General features: G+C 50.4%; 15 protein-coding genes. 11 read left to right on the top strand and 4 right to left on the bottom strand.

The window, feature by feature from the left end; genetic code table 11:
- Window positions 1–25: 25 nt before the first annotated feature.
- From MUB23_RS03290 to MUB23_RS03300, 3 genes are all read right to left on the bottom strand, one after another.
- On the bottom strand, window positions 26–793 hold the full coding sequence (locus MUB23_RS03290) for a sulfite exporter TauE/SafE family protein (RefSeq protein WP_244798782.1): 768 nt from the start codon (window positions 791–793) through the stop codon (window positions 26–28).
- A gap of 18 nt (window positions 794–811) precedes the next feature.
- Complete coding sequence (locus tag MUB23_RS03295; RefSeq protein ID WP_244798783.1) at window positions 812–1,249, bottom strand: MarR family winged helix-turn-helix transcriptional regulator; 438 nt, start codon at window positions 1,247–1,249, stop codon at window positions 812–814.
- 269 nt (window positions 1,250–1,518) lie between these two features.
- On the bottom strand, window positions 1,519–3,432 hold the full coding sequence (locus MUB23_RS03300; RefSeq protein ID WP_244798785.1) for an ABC-F family ATP-binding cassette domain-containing protein: 1,914 nt from the start codon (window positions 3,430–3,432) through the stop codon (window positions 1,519–1,521).
- Window positions 3,433–3,634: 202 nt separating this feature from the next.
- Between MUB23_RS03300 and MUB23_RS03305 the strand changes: the two genes are divergently transcribed.
- The 11 genes from MUB23_RS03305 to MUB23_RS03355 all read left to right on the top strand — a co-directional run bounded on the left by MUB23_RS03305 (window position 3,635) and on the right by MUB23_RS03355 (window position 15,810).
- Window positions 3,635–4,819: a MalY/PatB family protein gene (locus MUB23_RS03305; protein WP_244798787.1), complete on the top strand. Its 1,185-nt coding sequence runs from the start codon at window positions 3,635–3,637 to the stop codon at window positions 4,817–4,819.
- A gap of 105 nt (window positions 4,820–4,924) precedes the next feature.
- Window positions 4,925–5,557 carry a redox-sensing transcriptional repressor Rex gene (locus tag MUB23_RS03310; protein ID WP_244798789.1) on the top strand — a complete coding sequence of 211 codons (633 nt, stop codon included), beginning with the start codon at window positions 4,925–4,927 and terminating at the stop codon, window positions 5,555–5,557.
- A gap of 21 nt (window positions 5,558–5,578) precedes the next feature.
- Entirely contained in the window at window positions 5,579–7,069 is a 1,491-nt protein-coding gene (locus MUB23_RS03315) for an NAD(P)H-hydrate dehydratase (RefSeq protein WP_244798790.1), read from the top strand.
- Entirely contained in the window at window positions 7,066–8,187 is a 1,122-nt protein-coding gene (alr, locus tag MUB23_RS03320) for an alanine racemase (RefSeq protein ID WP_244798792.1), read from the top strand. The genes MUB23_RS03315 and alr overlap by 4 nt, the downstream gene beginning before the upstream one ends.
- A 144-nt stretch (window positions 8,188–8,331) precedes the next feature.
- Entirely contained in the window at window positions 8,332–8,679 is a 348-nt protein-coding gene (locus MUB23_RS03325; RefSeq protein WP_244798793.1) for a type II toxin-antitoxin system PemK/MazF family toxin, read from the top strand.
- Window positions 8,680–8,849: 170 nt separating this feature from the next.
- Window positions 8,850–9,578 carry a YebC/PmpR family DNA-binding transcriptional regulator gene (locus MUB23_RS03330; RefSeq protein WP_244798794.1) on the top strand — a complete coding sequence of 243 codons (729 nt, stop codon included), beginning with the start codon at window positions 8,850–8,852 and terminating at the stop codon, window positions 9,576–9,578.
- Window positions 9,579–9,677: 99 nt separating this feature from the next.
- Window positions 9,678–10,358, top strand: a complete 681-nt coding sequence (locus MUB23_RS03335) for a YbjQ family protein (RefSeq protein WP_244798795.1) — start codon at window positions 9,678–9,680, stop codon at window positions 10,356–10,358.
- A 432-nt stretch (window positions 10,359–10,790) separates the two neighbouring features.
- Window positions 10,791–12,740, top strand: coding sequence for an oxidoreductase (locus MUB23_RS03340; RefSeq protein WP_280515607.1), 1,950 nt, complete (start codon window positions 10,791–10,793; stop codon window positions 12,738–12,740).
- A gap of 27 nt (window positions 12,741–12,767) precedes the next feature.
- Entirely contained in the window at window positions 12,768–13,844 is a 1,077-nt protein-coding gene (locus MUB23_RS03345) for a TRAP transporter substrate-binding protein (protein WP_244798797.1), read from the top strand.
- Window positions 13,845–13,954: 110 nt separating this feature from the next.
- Window positions 13,955–14,509 (top strand): TRAP transporter small permease, encoded by a 555-nt coding sequence (locus tag MUB23_RS03350; RefSeq protein ID WP_244798798.1) that lies wholly within the window; start codon window positions 13,955–13,957, stop codon window positions 14,507–14,509.
- Complete coding sequence (locus tag MUB23_RS03355; RefSeq protein WP_244798799.1) at window positions 14,506–15,810, top strand: TRAP transporter large permease; 1,305 nt, start codon at window positions 14,506–14,508, stop codon at window positions 15,808–15,810. The genes MUB23_RS03350 and MUB23_RS03355 overlap by 4 nt, the downstream gene beginning before the upstream one ends.
- A 125-nt stretch (window positions 15,811–15,935) precedes the next feature.
- On the opposite strand, the gene MUB23_RS03360 is transcribed toward MUB23_RS03355, so the two are convergent.
- Window positions 15,936–16,619 (bottom strand): TetR/AcrR family transcriptional regulator, encoded by a 684-nt coding sequence (locus tag MUB23_RS03360; RefSeq protein ID WP_280515608.1) that lies wholly within the window; start codon window positions 16,617–16,619, stop codon window positions 15,936–15,938.
- Between the last annotated feature and the right edge of the window lie 200 nt (window positions 16,620–16,819).

A 16,819-nucleotide genomic window follows, 5' to 3' on the forward strand; every position in this document is an offset into this window, starting at 1 on the left:
TTTTATTTCGCGTACGAAAAGAAACTTACAGGTAGTTCACCGCCAGAATCGCCGCGCCGAGGATTGTCAGGACCACGCCGGTGGCGCGGTTTAATATGATGGCGCTGGCTTTATTGGCAAATTTGGCTGCGATCCGCGCCCAGAGCAGGGTGGAGAGAACGCAGAAGACCAGGCACCAGGGATCCGGAGCGCTGCCGATGGTGAAGTGGCTGACCGCGCCGGTTAAGGCGGTGAAGGTCATGATAAATACACTGGTTCCAACCGCGGTTTTCAGCTCATAGCCCAGCACGCTGGTCAGGATCAAGAGCATCATCATTCCGCCTCCGGCTCCGACAAAACCGCAGATCAGGCCGATAACGACGCCGCAGATCATGGATTGAAGGATCCGTTTTTTTCTGCTGACCGTTGCCATGTTTTCCTTTGTGGTCATGACCGGGCGGACAATAAATTTGATGCCGAGGAGCAGTGTCATGAAAGTGGAGAAGCCTCCCATGGTGCTGTTGGGGAGAAGACTGGCGGCCCAGCTTCCGACCAGGGTAAAGCAGAGGACAAAAGCCATCATCACAAGGCCGTTTTTGATGTCCAGATTCTTGTTTTTTCCGTAGGTATAGGCGCTGACCGCGCTGGCTAGAACGTCGCTGGCAAGAGCGATGCCGACAGCCTCATAGGCGGGAACGCCCAGAAAGGTAATCAGCATCGGACTGATCACGGCAGCGGCGCTCATACCGGCAAAACCGGTTCCTAGTCCGGCTCCGATGCCGGCGACAAAGCAGATAAACAGTTTGTAAAGCACGAAAATAACCTCCTTCTTTTATTGCGCGCCTTCCAAAGCGTCGCGCAGGTTCTCCCCAATCTTCTTTGAGAGATATTCCAAACTTTTTCGTTCCTCCGGAGTAAATCCACGGAAAAGGGCCTGGTAAAACTGTTGCTGGGCAAACCTTCCGGCCTCGACCAAGGGAGCCGCCGCAGGCAGGATCGACAGATGGATCAGCTTGCTGTTTCCCGGCTGATAAGTCCGTTCCAGATAGCCCAGACTGACCAACCGGTCGACGGAGGAAGATACATGGGACTTGGTCAGCTGACGGGTATGGATTATGTCGGCGGCCGTGTCGTAACCCGGATTGTTGGCGAGAAAGAGCAGGATATCTAGCTCCATTCGGGTGAGCTGATATTGCTTGGAAAGAGGGGTCATCCATTTGGCATACAGCCGTTTGGAAAGGGAGACGCTGTCCCAAAAATGATTTGGCATTGGAAACCTCCTTATTAATAATAGTTCGAAATAGAACAATAATGGAATTATACCCCCAAAAAGAAAAGGTGTCAATCGGGAAAACAATTTTATCCAGGCAGGCAAAACAGGGAAAAATGCTTCCCATGCAGACTAGCAAAATTGGCAGATAACCGTCAGATCAGATTTTATCCAGCCAAGTGAAACAGGAAAATGGTTGGAAACTTGCTGAAATCCGCCGCATCAAATCACGCGACGAACCGATTTCAGGACAGAAAAAAGGAGAGCCGTCATTGGCTCTCCAAAGCTTCCCATTCTTCAAACAGTTGATCCATGGTCTGTTTCAGTTCTTCCTGCTCCCGGTTTAACTTGAGACATTCAGACACATTGGTATAGACATCTTCGTGGGTCAGGAGTTCGTCGATCTCAGCGGACCGTTTTTCCAGGGAATCGATTTTTTCTTCGATCTTTTTCATGTCATTCCGGCGCTTCCGCTCCCTGGCCTGTTCTTCTTTCTGGGCCTTCCAGTCCGCGCCTGCGGTTTCTGTAGCCGCCTTAGCGGGCTCCGCCACTGTGGGAGCGGTGTAGAGGGCTGTCAGCTCCTCCTTTTTTTCCAGATAATAATCATAATTGCCCAGATAGTTGATGAAGGTTTCCCCGGTCAGTTCCAGGATCCGGGTAGCAGTCTGATTGACGAAGTACCGGTCGTGGGAGACGTAGAGGATCGTTCCCATGTAATGGGAGAGTGCCTGCTCTAAAATCTCCTTGGAGGTCATGTCCAGGTGGTTGGTCGGCTCGTCGAGGATCAGGAAATTGCAGGGAGAGAGAATCAGTTTTGCCAGAGCCATCCGGCCCCGCTCTCCGCCGGAGAGTTCGGAAACCCGTTTGAACACATCGTCCCCGGTGAACAAAAAGGCAGCCAGGGTATTCCGGATCGTCGTATTGTTCAGGTTGGGGTAGGCATTTTGGATCTCCTCAAATAGCGTGTTTTCCTCGGTTAAAAGCTGCTGTTCCTGATCATAATAGCCGATGGCAACGCGGGAGCCGAGAAGACAGCTGCCGGTGTCCGGTTTTACCAGGCCGTTGATGATCTTTAATAAAGTGGTCTTTCCGGTTCCGTTGGCGCCGATCACTGCGATTCGCTCGCCTCGCTTGATATCGAGATCCACCTCATGAAAAAGCGTATGGCTGCCGTAGGTTTTGGACAAGTTCCGCACGGTCAGCACGTCATTTCCGCTCATCTCATTGGGTTCCAGGGTGAAGAACATGGAATCTTTCAGTTCCGCCGGCTTTTCCAATCGTTCCGTCTTTGCCAAAAGTTTCTCACGGCTTTCCGCCCGCTTGATGGATTTTTCCCGGTTAAAGGAGCGCAGTTTCGCGATGACAGCTTCCTGATGCTTGATTTCCTGCTGCTGATTCAGGTACTGGCGGAGCGCCGCATCCCTCAGCATTTTCTTCTTTTCTGCGTAAGCACTGTAATTTCCGCTGAACGTGGTGACTTTACCACCTTCCACCTCGATCACCTTGGTGACGATGCGGTCCAGAAAATAGCGGTCGTGGGCAACCAAAATCACACTTCCCCCATATCCGCGCAGATAATTTTCCAGCCAGGTGACGGAGTGAATGTCCAGATGGTTGGTGGGCTCGTCGAGGAGGAGAAGATCAGGCTTCTCCAAAAGCAGGCGGCCGAGGGCGACACGAGTCTTCTGGCCGCCGGAAAGCGCGGCATATTTTTTCTGGAATTCATCTTCCGCAAAGCCCAGGCCCTTTAAGATCCCGGTGATTTCACTCTGGCAGGCGTAGCCGTCTTTTTGTTCAAATTCATGATTCAGTCGGGCATAGGTCTCCATCATCGAGGAAAGCTCTTCACCCGTTGCGGCCTTCATCTCAGTCTCCAGCCTGCGGATTTCCTGTTCCAGCGCCAAGACATCTTGTTTGGCCTGCAGAACTTCTTCAAAGATGGTCCGGTCTGTGGATAAATCTTGGTGTTGGGCCAGGTAGCCGATGGTTTTTCCCTTGGCCAGAATCACTTCCCCGGTATCCGGGGTCAGCTCCCCGATCAATATTTTTAATAAGGTCGATTTTCCGGCTCCGTTGATGCCGACAATCGCCGCTTTTTCTTTTTCTTCAATCCGAAAGCTTCCGCCGGAGAACAGCGGTTCGTCTAAAAATGCTTTGGAAAGATTGTTGCAGGATAGTACCATTTTTTAGTCCCTCCGTTGTAAAAGATTCCCGAAAGAGTTGGAAATCCCTGTACCAGTATAATATAAAGGCGTTCGGCCTGCAAGGGTTTTCGCCGGGGAAACGTAAGGATTCAGCTAAGATTGTTAAATTTTATTTGCGTTTTCCGGCCATTTCTGTTAAAATAAAAACAAGTATGTGAAAAAGACGAGATGAGGTGACGAAATGTCTTATGATTTTACGACTGCTGTGAACCGGGCTCAGGTTGGTTCCTTGAAATGGAAGAGGATGAAAGAAAAATGCAGTGAGCTTCCGAACGGCGTCATTCCTTTTTCCGTAGCGGATATGGACTTGAAAAATCCTCCGGAGGTGGTGGATGCCATCAAGGAGTTTTTAGATACTTACAATCTCGGCTATCCCGCCGAGACCGAAGAATACCGCCGGTCCGTGGTGGGCTGGATGAAAAAAAGACATGGCTGGAGTGTGGGAACAGACACGATTGTCACGACTCCGGGAGTGGTGAACGCGCTCTGGCACTGTGTCAGAACCTTTACAGAGCCAGGGGACGGCGTTTTGATTTTCACGCCGGTTTATCCGCCGTTCTATCGGGTGGTCCGCCAGAATCAAAGGGAAGTGATCGAATGTCCTTTGAAAGATCTGGGAGATCACTATGAAATTGATTTCGAGGATTTGAGAAGGAAAGCGGCGGATCCTCGCGTCAAACTGATGATTTTTTGCAACCCGCACAACCCTGGAGGCGTTGTGTGGGAGCGTGAGGTTTTGGAGCAGGTCTATGATGCCTGCCGCGCTTTTTCGTTTCCGATTGTGTCCGACGAGATTCATTCGGATCTGATTCTGCCCGGCCATTCCCACACAGTTTTCGCCACCCTTTCGGAGGAAGCGGCGGCGCGGACCATCACCTGCACCTCCCCCAGCAAAACTTTTAACCTGGCCGGACTCCAGATTTCGAATATCCTGATCACAAATCCGGAACTCAGAAAGCGGTTTGCCCTAACGGTGGATCAGTGTGAAGAGGATATGCGCGGCGCGCTCTCTTATGTGGCCTGCCAGGCTGCCTATGATCAGTGCGAGGGCTGGCTGGACGAGCTGTTGGAGCTGGTGGACCGTAACCGAAGAATATTGGAAGCGTTCCTCGAAGACCGGCTGCCGGAGATTCGGGCATACCGGATGGATGGAACTTATATGGCATGGCTGGACTGCCGGGAGCTGGGACTTTCCGGGAAAGAGCTGGAAGCAGCCATGGAGGAAGAAAACCTGTTTTTCAACCAAGGCTACGTCTTTGGAAAAGCGGGGGAAGGTTTTGTTCGGATTGTCTTGGCGTGCCCGGAAGAAAATGTCAGACAGATGCTCAAAAGATTGGAAAATGCAGTGAGAAAATGCCGGAAATAGGCGTATCACCGAGCCTTTCAGCCGGGTTTGCTATAGAACGGCATTGACAATGGTTTTCCCAACATTTATAATTAACCCCATAGAGAGAAAGGAAGGTGTCTCCTTTTGCAGCAAAAACAAATTTCAGCCGCGGTGATTAAGCGGCTGCCCAGATATTATCGCTATTTATCGGATCTTGAGGGTGAGAACGTGGAGAGAATTTCTTCCGACGAACTCAGCAAGAGGATGGGAGTGACCGCCTCTCAGATCCGTCAGGATTTGAACAATTTCGGCGGTTTCGGCCAGCAGGGCTACGGCTATAACGTGGAGTATCTGAAAACAGAGATCGGCAAGATCCTGGGTTTAGACAAGATTCACAATATGATTATCATCGGCGGGGGCAACCTTGGAAAAGCTCTGGCCGGTTATTCTAATTTTGAGACAAAGGGTTTTGTGATCAAAGGCATCTTTGACGCGAACCCGGAGCTGGTCGGAAAAAAGGTGCGTGATATCAAAATCATGTCCATGGGAGTTTTAGAAAATTTCCTGAAGGAAAACGATATCGCCATTGTAACTCTCGCGATCCCCAAGGAACATGCCGTGCAGGTGGCGCAGGATCTCTATAGCTACGGCGTCCGCGCAATCTGGAATTTCGCCCATGTGGATCTGAACCTGCCGGACGATGCCTATGTGGAAAATGTGCATCTGTCCGAGAGTCTGATGCAGCTTTCCTATCGTTTAAATTCGAAGAAGAAATAAGATGTCAGTTCGGAGGATATCATGCGTTTTTTGACAGATGGTTTGGAAATGAAGGGAATGGACCGTTATTCCATCGAAACCGTCGGGATTCCGTCAACTGTATTAATGGAGCATGCGGCAGCAGCAGCTGTCAGTGAGATGCGAGGGTGCCTGGAAGGGCAACCCTCGATTCTTATTGTATGCGGAACCGGCAACAACGGAGCGGACGGCCTGGCCATGGCAAGGCTGTTGGCGGAAGAAGGGCACCGGGTCCGCGTTGCCGTGGTCGGCAATCAGTTGAAAGCCACAGAAGAATGGCGAATCCAGGCGAAAATTTGTAAGAATTTGAAGATCCCGTCGGTGCACGAGCCGCTGACTGCGGAATATATTAAAAGTAACCGGATCCCTGTCGTGGTGGACGCTCTGTTTGGAACCGGCCTCTCCCGGCTGGTTTCCGGACCGTATGAAGAGGCGATCGCGGCCATCAATCAGTCCGGGGCCACCGTGGTGTCGGTCGATATCCCCAGCGGAATCTCAGCCGATACCGGGGCGGTGCTGGGCTGTGCGGTGAAAGCTGATCTGACGGTCACTTTCCAGTGTGAAAAGCTGGGCATGGCGCTATATCCGGGAAAAGACTACTGCGGCCAGACCGTGGTCCGGGATATTGGGATTCCCAAGATGAGCCGCGCGTTTGCAGCCCCGAAAGCGTTCACCATGGACGAAGGCGATCTGGCCTCCCTGCCGGAAAGGCCGCCCTATTCTAACAAGGGAACTTTTGGCAAGGTCCTGGTTATCGCGGGGACGAAAAACATGGCCGGGGCGGCGGTTTTAAGCGGAACGGCGGCCTACCGGAGCGGAGCAGGCCTGGTTCGCGTGATGACACCGGAGGAGAACCGGGTGGTCTTGCAGACCTCCCTGCCGGAGGCGATTCTTACCACCTATGGGGGAGGAGAGCTGCCTTTGGATCTGCTGAAAGAGGCGTGCGAATGGGCTGGGGCTATTGTGATCGGCCCAGGGCTCGGCCAAAACGACCGCACGACCAGCATCCTGCGCTATGTGCTGCAATACCGGAGGTCGCCGGTTGTTTTGGACGCGGATGCGCTGAACACCATTTCCGGACATCGCGAGATGTTTGAGGCATTGGGAGAGGACACGATTCTGACGCCCCATCTGGGAGAGATGTCCCGTCTGACCGGAGTTCCGATTTCCCATATGACCGTGGACCTGCCGGAGACGGCCCGTTCCTTTGCCGAGAAAACCGGAGCGGTGCTGGTGTTAAAAGATGCCCGTACGTTGGTGGCGGACGGAAGAAAGCGGCTGTACGTCAATACCTGCGGAAATTCCGGCATGGCGACCGGGGGCAGCGGGGACGTCCTGTCCGGCGTGATCGGAGGGCTGCTGGCCGGAGGAATGAAGCCGTTTGAGGCGGCTGCCTACGGTGTGCTGATGCACAGCCTGGCCGGAGACGCTGCGGCGGAACAATTCGGAGAAAGAGCCGTGATGGCTGGAGATATTGCACGGAGGATACGATGAGATATTGTGAACGGGTGGCTGCCAGGGTTGATTTGAAAAAAATACAGGGAAACCTGGAGCGAATTCGGAAACGCCTGCCGGAGCAGACGAAAGTCTGCGCGGTTGTAAAGGCGGATGGTTACGGCCACGGAGCGGTGGCGGTGGCGTCTTTTTTAGATGCTTATGCGGATTTTTTCGCCGTAGCTACGGTGAAGGAGGCGCTGGATCTGCGGGCGGCTGGCGTGAAGGCGCCGGTTTTAATCCTGGGATATGCGTGGCCGGAAGATTATGAAGAACTGATTCAAAACGAAATCCGGTTTACTGTTTTTAAAGAAAAGGATGCCGTCGAGTTGGCGGAACTGGGGAGACGTTTAGGGAAACCTGCCATGATTCACATCAAGGTGGATACCGGTATGCACCGGATTGGATTCCCTCTGACCGAGGATGCGGTGGAGACGGTGCGCCGGATCCGGACGCTGAATGGTGCTCTGGTGGAAGGGATTTTCACCCACTTTGCCAGGGCCGATGAGATGGAAAAAGAATATACCAGGCGGCAGTACGAAGGGTTCCAGGATTTTATCCGCCGGGTGGAGGAGGGGGCGTCCCCGATTCCGATCCATCACTGTGCCAACAGCGCGGCGTCCCTGGATTTGCCGGAGACTGCCATGGATATGGTCCGGGTCGGCATTGCCATGTATGGGCTTTATCCTTCCGGGGAAGTGGGACGGGAGGTCCTGCTGGAGCCGGCGCTGGAGCTGAAAAGTCAGGTCGTCTATGTCAAAGAAGTGGAAGCCGGGGAGGGAATCAGCTATAATCATATCCGAGTCCTGGATGAAAAACGGCGGGTCGCCACGGTTCCGGTCGGATACGGCGACGGGTATCCGCGTATGCTGTCAGACAAAGGGTTTGTGCTGATCCGCGGAAAGAAGGCACCGATTCTTGGGCGGATCTGTATGGACCAATTCATGGTGGATGTGACGGAGATTCCGGAAGCGTCGGAGGGCGATGAGGTCACTTTGATCGGCTCCGACGGCGGGGAGAAAATTTTCGTTGAGGATCTGTCGGAACTTTGCGGGCGGTTCAACTATGAGTTTGTCTGCGGATTGGAGCGCCGGATTCCTCGGATTTATCTAAAGTAAAGTCGCATTCTCCCGGTTTCACAGCAGAAACTTTGCCGAATCGGAGCGAAATAAAAAAATTGAATAAACGTGGGATACATTGGAAATACTACAGTTAATCCATCCGTGAGGAGATGGGAATTTGGAACATGGAGTGTGAACAATGTGATTATTCGACGAGGAGATGTTTTCTATGCGGACCTGCGTCCGGTCGTCGGTTCCGAACAGGGCGGCGTCCGGCCGGTTCTGATCATTCAGAACGACACGGGAAACAAGCACAGCCCGACGGTGATCTGTGCTGCCATTACCTCAAAGATGAATAAGGCGAAGCTGCCAACCCACGTAGAGCTAAATGCTTATAACTGCAATATGGTACGGGATTCCGTGGTCCTTTTGGAACAGCTGCGGACAGTGGATAAGACGCGGCTGCGCGAAAAGGTTTGTCATCTGGATTCCGATTACCTGGATAAAGTGGATCACGCCCTGCTGGTCAGCCTGGAGCTGGATACATAATCCACAGTCAGGGCTTGAAATGTACGGTATTTCATGATAAAATAACTTCAATTATTGCCGAAACATCGGCAGTCAGACAGTGTTTCTCCCTTCCGGGGAGGAAGACTGTCTGACTGCATGTCCGGCGGAACTAAAAACACAACAGGGCCCAAGGGCCGGAAGGAGAATCCATGTCTGGACATTCGAAATTTGCAAACATTAAGCATAAAAAGGAAAAGAACGATGCGGCTAAGGGCAAAGTATTTACCCGGATCGGCCGTGAAATCGCCGTCGCCGTAAAAGAGGGCGGCGCGGACCCCGACAACAACAGCAAGCTCCGCGATGTAATCGCCAAGGCGAAGGCGAACAACATGCCGAACGATACCATTGACCGCAGCATCAAAAAGGCTTCCGGGGATATGGGAAATGTCAATTATGTATCGGTTACATACGAAGGATACGGCCCCAACGGCACGGCCATTATCGTAGAAGCGCTGACGGACAACAAGAACCGGACCGCGTCCAATGTCCGCAATGCCTTCACCAAAGGCGGCGGAAACGTGGGGACCCAGGGCTGTGTCTCCTTTATGTTTGATCAGAAAGGCCAGATCATCATCGACAAGGAAGAGTGCGGCATGGACTTTGACGAGCTGATGATGACGGCTTTGGACGCTGGCGCCGAGGATCTCTCGGAGGAGGAGGACAGCTACGAAGTGCTGACTGCCCCGGATGATTTCAGCGCTGTGCGCGAGGCCCTGGAGCAGGCCGGCGTCCCGATGGTGGAAGCCGAAGTCACCATGCTGCCCCAGACCTGGGTAGAGCTCTCCGACGAGACCGACATTAAAATGATGGGCCGGATCCTAGACCTCCTGGACGAAGACGACGACGTACAAAACGTATACCATAACTGGGACGAGTAAAAATGCCCTGCTTGCAGGAGCATTTTTGCGAGGAGCAGAAGGCTTCCGGCCGTAGGCGGAAGAGGGACGAGTAAAAATGCCCTGCTTGCAGGAGCATTTTTGCGAGGAGCAGAAGGGGAGGATAACATGGAGCGCTGTTCGATTTGTCAGAAAGAGATCAACCGATATGTTGGGGCAACCTGGCTAAAGCTTGGAAAAAAAGATATAAAAATCTGCCATATCTGTAATATGAACTTGGGGATTCTCCAGTCTGCAAACGAGGCGGGGACGAATCCGGATCCTTCCGTCGTAGAATATTTTGAATCGATCAAGAATATCTCTCTTGATCCGGAGCTTTCCGCTTATTTTCGTCCTTATCTAGATAAAGAAGAGCGGGAGCGCCTGGCGCAGGAAGAGGCAGAACGAAAAGAGTTAGAACAAAAGCACAAAGAAGCAGAAGCCAATATGATCTGTACCACAGGCTTCCAGGTGGACGGGTACCGCATCCGCAAATATTGCGGACTGGTGGGAGGGGAAGCCGTTCTCGGTACGGGTTTTGTCAGTGAATTTGCTGCCTCTGTTTCGGACACGTTTGGGAAGCGCTCCGGGATGTTTGAAGAAAAGATGCGAATGGTAAAGTTAGAGGCGCAGATGGAAATGAGAAGGCAGGCGGCCCAGACAGGTGCGAATGCAATTATTGGCGTCAGCTATCAAATTGCGACCTTTGCCGCAAATATGATAGGAGTCTCTGTGAATGGAACGGCGGTTGTCATTGAGACGCTGCCGGAAGAGGTAAGATAAGTTTAGGCTTCCTGCCTGAAAGGATTATAAATAAAACAACACCCATTTCTCGATCAGGAGAGCGGGTGTTGTTTTTGAATAGCCATTAAAAATCAACATAAGAAGTATGGATCAAGCGGTTCGTCATTGCGATTGACCGCTTTTTTCACGCCAGAAAAAAGCAGGTATGACGTTACTGAAACACAGTTCTTTTGTACTTATCCGTTTTTTTGAATGAAATTAATTAGATATATATATTTAAACATGGCTGTAGAGAGAGCGAAGTAAGAAAAACAATTCAATGAAGAGAAATATATTGACAACATACAAAAGCAATGCTAATATAAAAATGGAATTCGAACATGTTCGATATATGTTTGATCTAAGCGCAGAGCAACTGCAGGAGCTTTGGGACGCTTAGGTTCAGAACAGACAGAGAGGAGTGTATGCCATATGCACGATAAATATCCGTACCTGTTCCGTCCACTTCGGATCGGCAGGCACCTTATCATGAAAAATCGAATTGAAGTGGCTCCTACCGCGATTCCTAATCCTGCTGCCGCAGAAAAATCCATGCAGAATCAGATCTATTATGAGGGAAAGGCTGCATCCGGAGCAGGTTTGGTCGTTCACGAAGGGATTACGGTAAAAAAGGAGGGGGGAGGCGGCGGAGATGGTCCGGATTTCGACGATGCAGCGATGCTGTTTGACATGATCCAGGACTCGGAATCCGTTCACCGTTATGGCGCTTTATCGTCAATTTCCATTTGTCATTTTGGATGCTGGACGGATGAAAAACATACCTGGAACGGTAAAATTTACGCTCCCAGTGAGATCATGAATCCTTATGGAATCCGAACGACGGAAATGAGCGAGGACATGATCGAGGAAATCGTAGATTGCTTTGCGCGGGCTGCCGAGATGGCGCAGTATGCCGGTCATGATATGGTTCAAATCCATGGGACTCACGGTTGGTTAATTAATCAGTTTTTGTCTCCGGCTTTGAATCACCGCAAGGACCGGTTCGGCGGATCTTTTGAAAATCGGGCCCGTTTTGCCTGCATGGTGGTGGAAGCTGTTCGGAAACGTTGTCCAAAATTGGGACTGGAATACCGCATGTGCGGGGATGAACATATGGAGGGCGGATTCGCTTTGGATGAAGCGATTGAACTGGCAAAGATGCTTGAGGATCAGGTCGACTTGATCCATGTGTCTTCTTCGACTTTTTGGGATCCCACCTGCGGGACGCTTTTTCCCAGCGCATTTGCCCCGCGCGGGTGTAATTTAGAACTGGCCGCGGCGGTGAAGCGGGCGGTTCATGTGCCGGTGGCGGTTGTGGGGCGTCTGGATCATCTGCAGCAGATGGAGCAGATTATCGCAGAAGAGCAAGCGGATGTGATTGCGGTTGGCCGGGGATTCATTGCCGATCCGAAATGGGTGGAGAAGGCATACGAAGGAAGAGAAGAGGATATCACGCCATGTCTGCGCTGTAACTACTGCCTCCCGTGCGCTTATGATCCGGCGCATTATACGCCTTTTCATGCGCATGTTCTTCGCTGTACAGTAAATCCGGAAGTTGGCCGGGAATGGCAGAAGAACCTTCATCCGGCGGGGCCGCGGAAAAAAGTTCTGGTGGCCGGCGGCGGCCCAGGAGGGATGCAGGCGGCAATTACAGCCTGTGACCGGGGACATCAAGTCATCCTTTGCGAAGAGAAAGCGGACTTGGGCGGACGGTTAAATACAATTATCGGCCCGTCTTTTAAGGAGGATTACCGAACTTATTTGGACGTATTGAAACGGCGGGTGGCGGAGCGTCCGATCGAAGTACGTTTCCATACTTCGGTTACACCTGAACTTATTGATGAGATTGGGGCGGATGTGGTGATTGCCGCGATTGGCGCTTCGCCCATGATTCTTCCGATTCCGGGAATCCAGGATCCACGGGTTGTGACGGTGGACCGGATGCGTCAGACAAAGCTGGGACACCGGGTGGTCATTATTGGAGGAGGCCCGATCGGCGCGGAGGAGGCGCTCCATCTACAGGAATTGGGGCATGACGTTACTGTAATCGAGATGCGGGATTCCCTGTGTTTCGGGGCGCCCTATCTGCATTACACCGCTGTCAATCGCAAATTTGAACAGCCGGGAGCCCCGAAAGCTGTGCTTAATAGCAGCTGCGATCGAATCACAGAGGAAGGCGTCTGGGTAAGGGGAAAGGACGGAAGAGAGGAGGTTTATCAGGCAGATACGATCCTGTTGGCGGTGGGAATGGTTCCCAAAAGGGAGGAAGCGGAAGCTCTTCGGGAACACGCGAAGTATTTTTTCAGGATTGGCGACTGCTATCGTCCGGCAACCATTGCAGAGGCAACCCGTTTAGCATATGATGTGGCTTTTGGGTTATAGCTGGAAAAAGTAAAGGAGAAGAGGCGTATGAAAAAAAATTGGAAGAAGCTGACCGCATTTCTTGGTGTTGCTGTTATTGTTTTGTCTGCGTCTGGCTGCGGGGGAGGAGCGGGAGCGGACAAGCCAGGTCCTTCCGGAACAGATGGAAAACAGGAAGAGACGGCGGCTGGAGGAAAAATACCAGTGAAGATTTCCATGACGGAAAGCACGGAATCTTTAGATTATCAGCGCTGCCTTCAGTTTACTGAAAAAGTAAATGAGGCGTGCGGGGATGCTTTTGAATTTGAAATTTACGCGAACGGTTCTCTGGGAGACTTTACGGACGTAAATGCAGAGTGCATGGAAGGTACCGTTGAAATGATTTACGGTGGCCTGAGCCCGGTGATTCATCCATTGGCAGCTGTGACGATTATTCCTTATCTGTGCGTATCTGCGGAGGATGCTTTGACTGCTTTTCGGGAGGAAGGTTTTGCCTATCGGACGACAGTACAGCTCTGTGAAGAAGAAAAGCTTACTTTTTTGGGATTTGATTTAAGCGGTATGTGCGGACTTGCTCTAAAGGGAAAAACACCTTCCAACCCGATCGGACTTGGCGGGGGAGATAAGCTCCAGATTCGGGCGACTAGTGATATGCGGCTGCGAGCATTTTTGACTGATTTAGGCTATATTCCTACCAGTGTATCTTGGTCGGAAGTGTATTCTTCTGTTCAAACAGGAGTGATTGATGGCTTTGTGGGAGCGACGGCTCTAACTGCCAGCACGCAATTCAGTGATGTGATAGATGCTTATTATGAGATTGGGTTGTTTGCTTCGGTCAACAGCATAGTGGTCAGCAATGTATTTTGGGATAAATTAACCGATGAACAGCAGGCGGCTTTCCAGAAATACGGAGGAGGTATGCTGGAGCAGAGCGTACAAGAATATCAAAATGCAACGGAAGAAGCTTATAAAAAGTTGAAAGCGGCCGGCGTTACGGTAGTGGTGCCGGAAGACGCACAACTGCAGGAATTGGCCGAGCTGTGCCGCAGTCATTGGGATACCTTGGCGGATGACTATGGGGATGCTTTCTATCAGGAAATCGTTGAGGCATATCAACTGAAATAAAAAGAAGGTACGGCTCAAAGGTACTTTCCGCCTTTGAGCCGTACCAGCTGCCTATGTAGGGTTGCGCGGAAAGGGACAAAGGATGGGAAGTGCTGAATCAGGAGGCTGGAATGGATGATAAAAATTTTATAATGACAAATCCCCGGCTGCGTTTTTTTCGCTATTTTATTACATTAAACCGGGTGCTGGTCGCACTTGCCGGTTTTGGGATGTTTGTCATGATGTGTACGACTGTAATCGCGCGGTATATTCTGAAAGTGGATTTAAACGGTCTGAATGAGTACTTGTACTTTTGCATGATCTGGCTGTTTTTCATGGGCGCCGGCGTAGGGGCATTTGAAAAAAGTCATTTGAATGCGGATGTTTTTGATGTTCTATTTCAAAACAAAAGGCTTTTGGCGGCAAATACTTTCGTGCGGAATACGCTAGAATTATTGTTGTATGTCGCTTTCTTTTATTGTTCTGTCTGCATGATTCAGAGAGGCGTGAAGATTCCTATGTATACGGAGGTTCATCATCTGCCTTATCTGATTGGGTATGCCGCCGTTTGCTACAGCGGGTTTATGATGATGGTTTATACCACCCTTCACTATTGCTTCTACATATATCATCTGGTAACGGACCGGCGGGATAGAGGGACGAAAGAGAAGGAGGCGGAACAATGACATTGTCTTGGTATGTGATAGTTTCTTTCATCATGTTATTTGTGCTTTTGATGATCGGTTTGCCGGTAGCGTTGGTTTTTTTTGGCACAACCCTTTTTCTGATTGTGGCAGGCGGATATACGATTGATTATTTATTCCCGTATAGTTATTCCATGCTGAACGGCGTTACCTTTGTGGCCTTTACCATGTTTATTATTGCAGGCGGTGTCATTGAACGGGGCGGTATCGGAGAACACCTGATCAATTTCGTCAATATGATTTTTGGGCGGATTAAAGGCGGGCTGGGAATCGTGATGACGGTAACTTGCGCAATCTTCGGCGCTATTTCCGGAAGCGCTTTTGCAGCGGAAACAGTCATCGGCTCTATTTTGCTGCCGAGAATGAAAGAAGCCGGATATCCGGAGGAATTGTCCAGTTCCCTGCTGGCGTCATGCAGTATGCTTGGCTGTTTCATTCCTCCCAGCGGGACGATGCTCTTGTATGCCTGGCTGACCGGGCAGTCCGTTCTTGCCTGCTTTTTATCAACGGTGGTACCGGGGGTTATTTTAATCGTAGCGTTCAGCGCCTGGATGTGCTATCAATGCAGAAATCTCCCAAGCATTCAGCTTGCGCCCAAATTATCGGCAAAGAAGGCTTTAGGGGTAAGTAAAAAATCATTTCCGGCGCTTCTTTTCCCGATTATTGTTTTGGGCGGAATTTACAGCGGGATTATGACGACAAGCGAGGCGGCGGCGGTCTCTGTTCTCTATGCGCTGCCGGTGGGGATCTGGGTTTACCGGAAACTGAAAATCCGGGATGTGGGAAATGTTTTTGCAAAAACGGGGATCAGTGCGGGCGTATGTACTTTGATGGTTTTTACTGTTTCCATGCTGAGCAGGATTTATTTAGTGGAGGATTTGTCCGGCGTGCTGATCCATCTGCTGAATACGCTGACCAGCAACCGCGTAGTGGTGATTTTACTTGTAGACCTGTTTATGGTGTTTTTGGGGCTCTTGATGGATGATTGTTCAGCAATGCTCTTGTGCGGGCCGATCATGCTGAAAATTGTTCAAAGTGTGGGAGTGGACCCCATTCAGTTTGCCTGTATGCTGGCTGTGAATTTTGGGATGGGATGCGTCACGCCTCCCTGTGCGCCCCTGCTCTATATGGCCTCGCGCCTGGGGAAAGTGTCGGTGACAAAGATGATGCCGTCCACCTTCTCGATCATTCTTATCATTTGGATTCCTATTATTTTGTTGGTATCTTTTGTTCCTGAACTGTCTCTTTGGCTTCCAAAGCTGATCCTTGGTTATGGAGCATAGATCCGAATGTGTTTTCTTCTCTCTTGCCGCGCTGCAGCAGTTTTACAGCGCGGTTTTTCATTCATGTAATGTCTACGTAAGCAACATGTCTGTTTATAGAAAATTCTTTCTTGCTTCTGTTTCTTTCAGGGGATAGCCAGGAAATCCGGCCGCTTTTCCAAAATCTGTTTTACAAGCGTCTTGCCGGTCTCGCAATAGATATCCACTTCATCTGCCGGAATGCGGAGAAGTCCCATGAAAGCGCGAAAAGAAAGATCCAGGATTTCTTCGCTGGGGGCTTCTTGCCCGACTGCAATCCAAAGGGCCATTTCAATACTGGGCATGATATAGTGAGAATAAATATTCGCCTGCAGAGGAGACAAATCAATTTTATATTTGTTCATGATCAGGGTAGTGGAGTTGACTTCCCCGTCGGCGGTAAAGAAAAATTTATGAAATAATTTTTCTTCGATCATTTCATGATAAAAATGGTAGAAATTGGGGGACGCCATAACGGTTTGAAACAGGCGGACGGCTGTGCAGCAGAAAACTTCAGGATTTTCTGAAATGTTGACAAGAGGATGAACCTCGTCGATCAGCTGCTGCATCTTTGTCTGCAAAAACGTAAGCGCGATATTCTGCTTATTCCCAAAATAATAGATAACCATACTGGGAGCAATGTCCATGGTCTGGGCTATTTTGCGGACTGTGGTTTTTTTATATCCTTGGGTTAAAAACAGCCGCGTGGCAGTTTGAAAAATTTCTCTTTGGCGGTCTGAAGGAAAAAATACACGAGCAGACAATGGCGGCTGTTGCTTTCCTTGAAGCATAATGAAGATCTCCTTTTTGTTTGTTGTTTTTCAAAAGAATCAGAGGGACATCATTCCGTTTGAAAACTTCTTTGGTATTTTCTTCGTTTTCGGCCGTTTTATTTTATAAGCTAACGCTGAAAAGTGCCTTTATCTTTTGGTTTTTATAAAAAGTTTTCGATAAAATAATAGCATAGAGTTGGAAAAAAGTAAATAGAACC

Source organism: Cuneatibacter sp. NSJ-177 (genome assembly GCF_022867805.1).
Classification (GTDB): domain Bacteria; phylum Bacillota; class Clostridia; order Lachnospirales; family Lachnospiraceae; genus Pseudolachnospira.

Bases quoted from the DNA above. Each gene is read 5' to 3' on its own strand.
- MUB23_RS03295 (WP_244798783.1), bottom strand. From the start codon at position 1,249: ATGCCAAATCATTTTTGGGACAGCGTCTCCCTTTCCAAACGGCTGTAT.
- MUB23_RS03300 (WP_244798785.1), bottom strand. From the start codon at position 3,432: ATGGTACTATCCTGCAACAATCTTTCCAAAGCATTTTTAGACGAACCG.
- MUB23_RS03305 (WP_244798787.1), top strand. From the start codon at position 3,635: ATGTCTTATGATTTTACGACTGCTGTGAACCGGGCTCAGGTTGGTTCC.
- MUB23_RS03315 (WP_244798790.1), top strand. From the start codon at position 5,579: ATGCGTTTTTTGACAGATGGTTTGGAAATGAAGGGAATGGACCGTTAT.
- alr (WP_244798792.1), top strand. From the start codon at position 7,066: ATGAGATATTGTGAACGGGTGGCTGCCAGGGTTGATTTGAAAAAAATA.
- MUB23_RS03330 (WP_244798794.1), top strand. From the start codon at position 8,850: ATGTCTGGACATTCGAAATTTGCAAACATTAAGCATAAAAAGGAAAAG.
- MUB23_RS03340 (WP_280515607.1), top strand. From the start codon at position 10,791: ATGCACGATAAATATCCGTACCTGTTCCGTCCACTTCGGATCGGCAGG.
- MUB23_RS03345 (WP_244798797.1), top strand. From the start codon at position 12,768: ATGAAAAAAAATTGGAAGAAGCTGACCGCATTTCTTGGTGTTGCTGTT.
- MUB23_RS03350 (WP_244798798.1), top strand. From the start codon at position 13,955: ATGGATGATAAAAATTTTATAATGACAAATCCCCGGCTGCGTTTTTTT.
- MUB23_RS03355 (WP_244798799.1), top strand. From the start codon at position 14,506: ATGACATTGTCTTGGTATGTGATAGTTTCTTTCATCATGTTATTTGTG.
- MUB23_RS03360 (WP_280515608.1), bottom strand. From the start codon at position 16,619: ATGCTTCAAGGAAAGCAACAGCCGCCATTGTCTGCTCGTGTATTTTTT.